At 48.4% G+C, this 10,851-nt stretch carries 7 protein-coding genes and 1 pseudogene; all 8 read left to right on the forward strand.

Features of this window, described 5'->3' with window-relative positions; translation table 11 throughout:
- Window positions 1-958 precede the first annotated feature (958 nt).
- Window positions 959-4,741, forward strand: a complete 3,783-nt coding sequence (locus tag ACFS7Z_RS26365) for a sensor histidine kinase (protein WP_377492165.1) — start codon at window positions 959-961, stop codon at window positions 4,739-4,741.
- Between the two features lie 550 nt (window positions 4,742-5,291).
- Window positions 5,292-5,756, forward strand: coding sequence for a RidA family protein (locus tag ACFS7Z_RS26370; protein ID WP_377492168.1), 465 nt, complete (start codon window positions 5,292-5,294; stop codon window positions 5,754-5,756).
- Between the two features lie 39 nt (window positions 5,757-5,795).
- Complete coding sequence (locus tag ACFS7Z_RS26375) at window positions 5,796-6,920, forward strand: trans-sulfuration enzyme family protein (protein ID WP_377492171.1); 1,125 nt, start codon at window positions 5,796-5,798, stop codon at window positions 6,918-6,920.
- A gap of 147 nt (window positions 6,921-7,067) precedes the next feature.
- Entirely contained in the window at window positions 7,068-8,015 is a 948-nt protein-coding gene (locus ACFS7Z_RS26380) for a carbon-nitrogen hydrolase family protein (RefSeq protein ID WP_377492174.1), read from the forward strand.
- Window positions 8,016-8,075: 60 nt separating this feature from the next.
- Complete coding sequence (locus tag ACFS7Z_RS26385) at window positions 8,076-8,312, forward strand: FAD-dependent oxidoreductase (RefSeq protein ID WP_377492177.1); 237 nt, start codon at window positions 8,076-8,078, stop codon at window positions 8,310-8,312.
- Between the two features lie 22 nt (window positions 8,313-8,334).
- Window positions 8,335-9,150: a flavin monoamine oxidase family protein gene (locus ACFS7Z_RS26390; RefSeq protein ID WP_377492180.1), complete on the forward strand. Its 816-nt coding sequence runs from the start codon at window positions 8,335-8,337 to the stop codon at window positions 9,148-9,150.
- 313 nt (window positions 9,151-9,463) lie between these two features.
- Window positions 9,464-10,021 carry a TetR/AcrR family transcriptional regulator gene (locus ACFS7Z_RS26395; protein WP_377492183.1) on the forward strand — a complete coding sequence of 186 codons (558 nt, stop codon included), beginning with the start codon at window positions 9,464-9,466 and terminating at the stop codon, window positions 10,019-10,021.
- Between the two features lie 236 nt (window positions 10,022-10,257).
- Window positions 10,258-10,851 (forward strand): annotated as a pseudogene (locus ACFS7Z_RS26400) (hypothetical protein); the annotation flags it as partial.

Consider the following 10,851-nt stretch of genomic DNA (forward strand, 5'->3'; position numbering starts at 1 on the left):
CAGCCTATAACACGCACATATGAAGTAAGCATGAATCATCCCGAGCTTAGAGCTGGTGCGTCTAAAACAGGAAGTTCTCCTTTTTCCTCCCCTCTAAACTACGGAATGATTCATGTTCATTTGATGGTAATCCGGAAGTGACTCATTATGAGATACTTGAAGAAAATGTTGCTTTACATAACTGGTGTTATAGATCCGTTTCACCTTTCCTTTAAATCAATTTAGCCTACATGCTTTTAGTCCCTCCTCTTTTCATCTTATATCATCTTATCATTCTGGCATCTTCCAAGACAGAATTGTAGACGGTAAGCTGCTGTTGCATGTAGAAATGACTGCACCAGCAGCCTACTTAGAGTTGTTGTTCATCAACCAAGCAATTAGGCTACCAAATTAATTATGTAAGCTGAATTGGCAGGTTTAAGCCTTCAAACAATTGATATTTAGGAGGATACTTTTCTTAATCAACCTCCAAACTTTCTCTAATTGCTTTCCAAAATGGTTATCATTTTCAAGGAAAGTGCAAATATTACCCTCCAGAGTCATATTGCCAGCAAACCTACCAGCTGGCTAGATAAAATCAATAATGAAATGCCGCTAGGTAATCATCTTCTGTTGCTTTTTGGCTTTAACTTCATAAACAAATTAATAATATAGTTTTTTTATACAATTTGTTGTTAAAATCGTAATATTATGAAATTAACAGTATATCTTTTGAAAAGCACTCAGTAGCAACCTAATAGCCTTGCGAGGGGGGGAGTATAAAGCAAAAGGAGTGGTATGACAAAAATGTGGCAGCCATGATCTTCTGGAGGCATGTACACAGCTGATTTAATCAGGAAAAGGTGCCATGTATCAGTCAGTCACGACATTATCATAAAAATCTTAAAGAAGCACCCTTAGTGGCCCAGGAGAAAGGGAATGCAAGTAGCTTTCTTTCGATATTATAAAGCACGTCATTATGGATATCCGTCAATTCTTTTACGCCCTGATTCCAATCTTCTTTGTCTTTGGCCTTCTTTCGTGCTCAGATCCTATAGCTAATGTGCCATTTCCTGAAAAGGAAGCAGCGTTCTCTCAGCCTATTGCCCAAAAGCTAACGCTTACCCCTCCACAAGATATAGCCTGGAAACTGATTGATCCTGATACCACCAGAAAAGTGAAAGCCGGCAAGCTGCGCCTAAGTGAGCTGCCGGCAAAGCCGTTGGAAACGGCAGGTTTCCGCCCGTTGACAAAACCCTTGGCTGTCTCCCTTCTAAACTGGGATAGTCTGCCTTCCTCCCCGTTCAACCTGAACACTATGCCTGCTAAAGAGTTAAAGTTCAGAATTTCCATCCTGGGCGTTACCAAGAGAGTGAAGGCAAGCCCGCCAAGGCTTAAAGACGGGGCCACGCAGGGCATCCTTTATTTCGGACAGGACCAGGGCCTGCCTGGAACAGTTGGCCAGGCGGTAGCCCAGGACAAGGACGGTATGGTCTGGTTAGCAACCGACAACGGGATATGCCAATATGACGGGGAGTTTTGCACCGTCTATTCTATGGAGGAGGGTTTGAGCCAAAACTGGAGCTACCAAATTCTATGTGACAGCAAAGGCAAGCTTTGGGTCCAAACCGCAGGTGGCGGACTGAATGTGATTGACCTCAAAGCCGGCGTCATCAAGCACCTAAGCACCCGGGAGGGACTGGCGCATAACTGGGTTAGCAGCATCATAGAGGACAGCAAAGGGCACATATGGGCTTCCACACCCAAAGGTGTCCATATCATTGACGAGGAAGCAGGAACCATCAGACTCCTGGATGCAAGCTCAGGGTTGAAAGCTGATGCTGTGACTAGCGTTATGGAAGATGACCTGCAACGCATCTGGCTAGGCATAGCTGGCATGGGCATACAAGTTATTGACAGAAAGTCTAATAGCATCAAGTACCTCAGTGCCGCGTCAGGCCTGCCGGATAACAGGATTGGGCTTTTAAAAGAAGACAGTAACAAGCAGGTCTGGTTTTCCATGGACACAAGAGGTGCAGGCTTTATCAATCTCGAGACTGGACTTCTGTATCACCTGGATATTGAAAGCGGCCTTGCAGCCAATAGCGTGAGTGCTATTATAGAGGATGATGAAGGGAATATGTGGCTGGGCACCGATGGCGGAGGCGTTGATGTATTCAACCCTTCTTCAAAGCTCATCAAAAACCTGAGCACAAAGCAAGGCCTGAGCAACAACCATGTATACAGCTTGTTGTTTGATAAAGTAGGGCAGGTGTGGATTGGTACCAACGGAGGCGAATTTAATATTTACAACACGAGAAATATCGAGCTTCAACATTTCACCCATGCGCAGGGGCTAAACAATATAAGCTCCTTGTACCTGGGACTTGCAGAGGATAACCAGGGAAGACTTTGGGCAGGCTCCTACAGCGGAGGGGTGGATATCATAGATGAAAAGAACCGCCTCGTCCGGCACCTGAACACCTCCAACGCGTTGAGGGACAACAGAGTTCTGGGCATCAACAAAGATGGTTCGGGTAACCTATGGGTGGCCACTGAAAGAGGATTAGACTATGTAGATTTGAAAGAGGGCAGTATTAGCCATTTCCTTCCTGATGTGAGGGTTCATAGTGTCCTAGAAGATGAGGAGAGACGAATCTGGATAGCCACTGCTAATGGAATCTACTTGCTGAATAAGGAGCAAACACAGCTTCAGCATACAACCATAAACGAAAATGAGACACAAAACTGGACGACTGCGCTGACGCTGGACAAGAAAGGAAACGTCATAGCTGTCATAAGCGGTGGCTTGTACATCATGGATGATGAAACGGAAACTTTCCAACAAATTAAAGGAGATGACTATATAAATAAAAGCAATGGCTGGAGTTTGCTAACTGACAGGCTAGGCAGGATATGGGTAGCTAATAATGGAGGGGGTGTTTACATGGTGGACGAAGAAAAGAAAAATGCCACTAGATTCACAGTTCAAAATGGTCTTGCTGACAATTACGTGTTGTCGCTGCTGGAAAAGGGCAATAAGCTATACATGGGTACCGCAAAAGGGTTGACCATTCTGGGTCATGCCCCATCCGGAAATTACAAAGGTGCTTTTTCCAAATGGAGTGCTAAATCTTACGGGAAGCCCCAGGGGTTCCTTAGAGTTGATTTCAATCCTCCTGCGCTTCTGACAAAAAGTGGAAGTACCTGGTGGGCGGCTGTAAACGTGCTCACTGCTTTAGACGACCAGGAGGCCACGCAGGATACCCCACCGTCTCCCGTCTATATCTCGGCGATTGACATCATGGAGCAGCCCCAGCACTTTGTCGATGTGAATGTTCTCAATAAAATGCATGCCGCTACCGATACGCTTTGGGTGGCGGGCAGTGAAGATTTTTATGACCGGGATCAACTGCCGTTCGACTCCGGATACCAGGCAAAGAATAACATAAAGTGGGACAGTCTGGCAGGAACAAATCGACTACCTGTAAACCTTAGAATGCCGTATCATCAAAACCACCTCACCTTCCATTTTACAGCCACCCACTTGTCAAATGTGGATAAAACCAGGTACCGATATATCCTTCAGGACAATGACCGGGCGTGGAGCACCGTCACTGAAAATTCGTTTGCCGATTACCGGAACCTGGCTCCCGGTTCCTACGTCTTTCAGGTGCGCAGCATTGATTTCAACGGCCAGTGGAGTGAGGCCTCTACCTTTGCATTTACTATTCTACCTCCCTGGTGGCAAACCTGGTGGGCTTATGCAGTGTACGCGCTGCTTTTCATATTTGCGATAAGAACTTATATCACTTTCCGCTCCCAAAGCTTGGAGAAGGAAAATAAATTACTAGAAGAAAACATTACACAACGAACAGCCCAGCTGCAAAAGTCGCTTCAGGATTTACAATCCACCCAGGCGCAACTCGTTCAGAAAGAGAAAATGGCATCCCTGGGAGAGTTGACGGCCGGCATTGCCCATGAGATCCAGAACCCGCTCAACTTCGTCAACAACTTCTCGGAGCTGAGCCAGGAGCTATGCCAGGAAGTGCAGGAGGAAGTGAGACAGCTGAGCGTCTCCACTGAACAGAAGAGGAACTTGCAGGAATTGGTTTCGGATCTGTCGCAGAACCAAAAGAAGATCCTGCTCCACGGACAAAGAGCCGATGCTATCGTTAAGGGGATGCTGGAGCACTCCCGCGCCAGCTCCGGAGAGATGCAGCTGGCGAACATCAATTCCTTGGCAGACGAGTACCTGCGCCTGGCTTACTCCGGCTTCAGGGCCAAGCACAAAGGTTTTTCCTGCACCCTCGAAACAGCATATAATTACGCCCTGGAAAAGGCAGAAGTGGTGCCGCAGGAGCTGGGGCGGGTGCTGCTCAATCTCTTCAACAACGCCTTCTATGCCGTGCAGCAGAAGCTAGGGCTGGAGGAGTACGAGCCGAAAGTCAGGGTAAGCACCGGTAGCCAAGGCAATCAGGTAGAAATAAAGGTCTGGGACAACGGCACGGGTATACCTAAGAGCGTGAAGAGCAAGGTTTTTCAGCCTTTCTTCACCACAAAGCCAACAGGACAGGGCACAGGGCTTGGCCTCTCCCTCAGCTATGACATTGTGACAAAGGGCCATGGTGGAGAGCTTTATGTTGAGAGTGAGGAAGGTGAGTATACAATGTTCATCATCTCGCTTCCCACTGTCTCTCCTGGAGAGGTCAATGCAGGGGTGCAGGCTCCACCTCAGGTAAATCAGACTATTGTAGGGTAGAGAAAAAGCTGGCAATTGCTATAGGAGGTTAAACTGAAATATAAGCCTATAACGCTCTAGATGTTCAGTAAGCAGGAACTTTATATATTTCGGATGCTATTGTTGGTATCTCCTGTCTGGCCTGTCGTTATCTCTTCTTGGCCCTGCCCATCCCTGTCGTGCCACCTACTATCAATGCTTGGTCTGCTATCTTCTCTTTTTAGTCGTTAATTCACTTTTAGTTGTTAATCCATATGATACGGATGCAAGGAAGGTAAGGGCGTGCGGAGAGTGATAAATCAGTATTCCTGTTCAGTTGAAACAGGCCCTTTTAAGTTTCTAAACCCGAGAAGGCCGTTTTGCCATGTATCGGCAGGCACAGCCGGCCTGTGCCTGCCACCCTCCTTCCCCGAAAAAGGTCAAATCATGCAATGGCTTCCTTCTCTTTTCAGCTATAGAATTTATTTTTTGCTACAGCCTGCTCACATGCCTTCTAAATGAACATGATAGAAAATAATTGCAGCAGCAACAGCTGGCATACGTAACTTGAATTTTGAAATAACTTTCAAGCATGAATGAACCAGAAGAAAAACTCAGGAAAATGGGAGTAGAATTGCCGCCGCCTGTTCAGCCGGTTGCCAACTATGTTACTTTTGCTCAGGCCGGGAATTTATTGTTTCTGTCGGGGCACGGTTACTGCGGAACCCCGACGGCTGTTGACATTGGCAAACTGGGAAGAGACCTGACGGTAGAGCAGGGGTATCTGGCAGCCCGCAACGCAGGCGTCTGTGTTTTGGCCACCATCCGGCATGCACTCGGCAATTTAGGTAAAGTGAAGAGAATTGTTAGGGTTCTGGGAATGGTGAACGCCACCGAGGACTTTGCGGACCACCCGAAAGTAATCGATGGTTTTTCGGACCTGATGGTAGAGGTCTTCGGTGAAAAAGGCAAACATGTGCGTTCTGCTGTCGGCATGGGATCACTTCCGGGTGGTATAGCCGTAGAAATAGAAGTGACCTTAGAGGTTGAGGAATAGACCAGACTAAGGTAGTCTTCTTTACCAAATAAAAACCACATGTACAGCAAAGAAACAACTTGTGTCTACAATCAGCAGCAGCACCAGGGAGTAAACACCCCCATCTTCACTTCCACAGCCAATCGGTACATTGGCTATGACGAGATACTGTATCCCCGAAACTTCAACACCGAAAACCAAAAGGCCATAGTTGACAAACTCTGCCGGTTAGAACACGGGGAAGCCGGCATGATCTTCAGTTCAGGAACGGCGGCCATTGCCACTGTTCTCTTCTCTTTTCTAAAGGCAGGAGACCATGTCCTGTTATCGCAGGAAATATACGGCGGTACTGTCAAGCTAGTAGAGGAAGAATTCCCCAAATACAACATAGCCTTTGACTTTGTGTCCAGCGCGGATATGGGTAATGTGGAGTCCATGATAAGGGAAAGCACAACGGTTATCTATACAGAGACTCCCTCAAATCCCCTGCTTTCTGTTGTTGACTTGGAGGCTGTTGCAGCTGTAGCAGAGAAGCACAACCTTCTTTCTGTAGTAGACAACACATTCGCTACACCCATCAATCAAAACCCAATCCTGCTGGGCATTGACATAGTGGTGCACAGCGGCACAAAGTACCTGGGAGGCCACCACGATTTATGTTTCGGCGCTGTGGTTACTTCTCAGAGACTCAAGGACGCCATCTATCAGAGCGCCCTCAACTTCGGAGGCAGCCTGAATGGCCTGGATTGTTACCTGATAGAGCGGAGCCTGAAGACGCTGTCCCTGAGGGTGGAGAAGCAAAACGCCAGTGCGTTGAAAATCGCAACTGCGCTGCAGGAGAACCCGCAAATCTCCGCTGTATATTATCCTGGCCTACAGCAGCACCCTAACCATGTGGTGGCTGCCAGGCAGATGACAGGCGGATTCGGAGGCATGCTTTCTTTCGAGCTGAAGGATGTGGCTAGGACAGAGACCTTCTTAGGCAGGTTGCAAATCATTATACCTGCTTTGAGCCTGGGAGGTGTGGACACTACTGTCTGCCAGCCCTCCAAATCATCCCATGCCAACCTGCCTGAAGACGAGCGACTGGCACTGGGATTAAGGGACAGCCTGCTGCGACTTTCTGTTGGGATAGAAGATGCGGCGGATCTGCTCAGAGACATTGAAAATGCTATGAATCATTAACATCGGCTAAGGAAGTGATGTAGCACGAACCTCCGCTGCCCATATGGTGAACAGCTTTTGAACAATTCGGGAAAAGCCAATCGATGGAACAGCTAGCTATAAGCAGCCTGTTTCTTTACTTTTGTAGGACCAAACAAGATTCGGAACATGAATTTACTGAAAGTAGCCCTGGCTCAGATTTCACCGGTATGGTTGAATAAAGCCAAAACGCTGGATAAAGTATGTGCCTCCGTTTTGGAGGCAGGGGAGAAGGGGTGCGAGTTAATTGTTTTTGGAGAAGGATTACTGCCGGGCTATCCTTTCTGGTTGTCCTTAACCAACGGGGCAGAATTCAATTCTTCTGTACAAAAGGAAATACACGCGCACTATATAAGAAATGCAGTTCAGATTGAAGCGGGTGATTTGGATGATGTCTGTAAGCTGGCAAAAGAACATAAGATCTCCATTTACCTGGGTATCATTGAGCGCGGCAAAAACCGGGGAGGGCATAGCCTGTACTGCTCTTTGGTTTACATCAACGAAGCAGGGCAGATTCAGTCTGTTCACCGAAAGCTGCAGCCTACCTATGAAGAGCGGTTAACCTGGTCTCCTGGTGACGGAAACGGCTTACAGGTACACTCTCTAAAAGAATTTACCCTTGGCGGGCTGAACTGCTGGGAAAACTGGATGCCATTAGCCAGAACAGCGCTTTACGGCCTGGGTGAGAATTTGCATGTCGCCGCCTGGCCCGGCTCAGACAGGAATACGGTGGATATTACCCGCTTCATCGCAAAGGAGTCCCGGTCGTTTGTTATTTCTGTGTCTGGTCTTATGGACGTAGCGGATTTTCCAGCCGACACACCTCATCTGGAGAAGATTGTCGAGAAGGCTCCGGATGAGCTGGCCAATGGAGGCTCCTGTGTTGCAGGCCCTGACGGAGAGTGGGTAGTGGAGCCTGTTATAGGAAAAGAAGGGCTGATTATCCAGACCCTGGATTTTAACAGGGTGCTGGAGGAGCGGCAAAACTTTGACGTTGCAGGTCACTACTCCCGTCCAGATGTGACAAGGCTAACAGTAAACAGAGAGCGGCAGTCGATATTGGACATCAAGGATTAAGATGTATCAAAGCAGCTGGATATCAACTTAGTATCAGCTTGAGGTAAACAGGAAGGGATTATGCAGGAGGTGATTATAGTAGGTGCGGGCTTGAGTGGTTTAGCTGCAGCCTACTATCTGAAGAAAAACGGAACAGATGCCCTTGTGCTAGAAGCACGGGAAAGATGGGGAGGAAGAATAGAAACGGTCAAAGCCGCGGGCAACAATACACCCGTTGAAATGGGTGCTACCTGGTTTGCTGAAAAGCACACGCACCTGATGCGCTTGCTGAAAGAACTGGAACTGCCGTTTTTATAAGCAGTATCAACAGGGAATAGGCGTGTTTGAGACGGATGCAGCACAGGAGGCGCAGTTGTTTCACATACCAGACCCGGAGGAAGCATCTTACAGAGTTGCGGGAGGCACATCAAAGCTAACGGATGTCCTTGCGCAGCATATCGGGCATGACCGGATTATCTTGGGTTCTCCACTACTAAGCGTATCAGAGCAGAAAGACCATCTGGAAATAACCACCAGCAAGGGGGTAAAGCACGCCTGCAGGCACCTTGTTCTCACCATGCCTCCTTTCCTGATTTTATCGCAAAAGATAACCTTTGATCCGGCACTTCCTGGTGAACTGGTCCGTGTGATGGGGAGCACGCATACCTGGATGGGGGAATCTATCAAGTTTGCTGTTGAATATGAGAGCCCCTTCTGGCGACAGCAGGGATACTCCGGAACGGTTTTCAGCCACGCAGGGATCGCCGTCGAGGTGTATGACCACAGTGATTTTGAGGAGACCCGTTTCGCCCTTAAAGGGTTTCTCTCTGCTGATGCGTCTGCCTTAACCAAAGAGGAGCGGAAGCTTAAGGTGGTGGGGCAACTGACAAGGCTGCTAGGCGAGCGGGCAGCTGACATTCTTTCTTACACGGAAAGGGTGTGGAAGGAAGAGGTTTACACCTCTGCCGATTACCAGAAGTATGTTATGCCGCACCAGCATAACGGCCATCCACTCTATTCAAGCCCCCTTATGAACGGCAGGCTGTACCTGGCAGGCACTGAGACTTCGCCCGCTTTTGGAGGATACATGGACGGGGCTGTTCACAGTGGCATAGCCACAGCTCATCGCCTCGCCAACAAGACAGGTGAAGCCTGACTTCTTCATTTGGAAAGTCAAGTTAATCATTAGAAAGCCTAGGTCCGCTTAAAATATAAAAATGAAAGCAACGGAAACCCGGTCACTTACATCTGACCGCCATCAGCGTCTGGGAGGTGGCAGATGATGAGCATTGAATGCCTCAGACGAAGCTTAAGAAGGTGGCCTTGCTTTTTATAAGATATGTTATACCGCAAACAGCCCCACAGCCTAAAACTAATGTGAATTCTTTTGCTACACTTGTTTCGCCTCGTTTAGCTATTAAACTATTCTTAAGACGGCTCGTCTAAATTCCTTCACCAAGGCTCCTTTCATGAAAAGTCAAAGAGTGGACAAAGCGTTAATCATCAGAAAAGCTTACCAGCTGTTCCGGGAGAAGGGGTACAGTTATACCTCCATGGCTGATATAGGGCAGGCCTGCGGGTTGCTGAAAGGCAGTATCTACTATTACTTCCCAAGCAAGGAAGAACTGATGCGGCAAGTACTGATAAGCGACCATGAGTACATGAAAAGCAACGTCTACGCGCTCGCCTATGTAGACCACCTGCCCTACAGGGAACGGCTCAACCAGGTCCTGCTGGCACTGGAGAGCTGCTTCTTTGACGCGCCGGGAGGATGCCTGATGGCCAACATCGGTTTAGAGGCAGCCCAGGTAGTGCCCGGGTTCTCCCAGGTTATCAGGGTATTCTTTGAAGATTGGATTGCCGCTTTTTTCCATATTTTCCAATCCCGGTATGACCAGGTGGAAGCCCGGGCAATGGCTGAGCAGGCCGTGCAGGAAATAGAAGGGGCTATCATGCTTTCGGTGCTCTTCCAGGACAAAAGGTTTTTCCTCTCCACCTCCCACAAAGTGCTCTCCTACCTAAAGTAAAAGTACAGGGTTAAATGTGAGGCAGGCCCTCGCTTAAACCAAAAATTCAAACTAACGTTTGGTAGAAAATAAGATGCTCTGTTGCTGCTTCCCTGAGCAAAAGCGATGTCGATTGCTCCTCAGCCCAGTTACAAATGAGCATTTCTATCTACAGGCCTTTACCTTAAGGCTGGAGACAGAAATGCCCGTCTGTGAAGCAACCTGACATCACCAAACAACACATAAACAAGTAAGCTATGGAAGAAAATGAAGAAAAAGAACCAAGAAGAGGACCTATCGCCTCTGCCATGGCAGGGGCAATAAGTGTTGGCGCGAACATGCTGGGGGAAAAGTTCACAGAGTTGAAACATGACGCTGACAGCAAGAGGCTGAAGGCATCGGCTAACTTCCCCATGATAAGGCTGCCAGAGAGTTATGAGATTGAGAAGATAGCCCATGGCCTTACTTACCCCACCTCTGTCACCTGGGATGACAGGGGCAGCATGTATGTGGCGGAGGCCGGTGGCACCTTCCTCAATGAGGAGGATGCTTCGGCAAGGATACTGCGCGTTGATGACAACGGCATGACTACGGAAGTGGTCAACCTGGACGGTAAAATCTACCCCGCCATCTCCGGCATGACCTGGTACAACGGCGCTTTCTACATCACCCACCGGGACAGGGAACTATACGGTTGCGTGTCCCGGGTGACCCCGGACGGGGGGATTACCCAGATACTCGGGGGAATCGTTGACAGCAAATCTGACCACCAGCCCAATGACGTGCGCATGGGAAGGGACGGAAGGATGTATGTGTGCGTGGGCATAGGCGGCAACTCCGGCTACATGGAC

This window comes from Pontibacter toksunensis, assembly GCF_042686245.1.
Taxonomy (GTDB): domain Bacteria; phylum Bacteroidota; class Bacteroidia; order Cytophagales; family Hymenobacteraceae; genus Pontibacter; species Pontibacter toksunensis.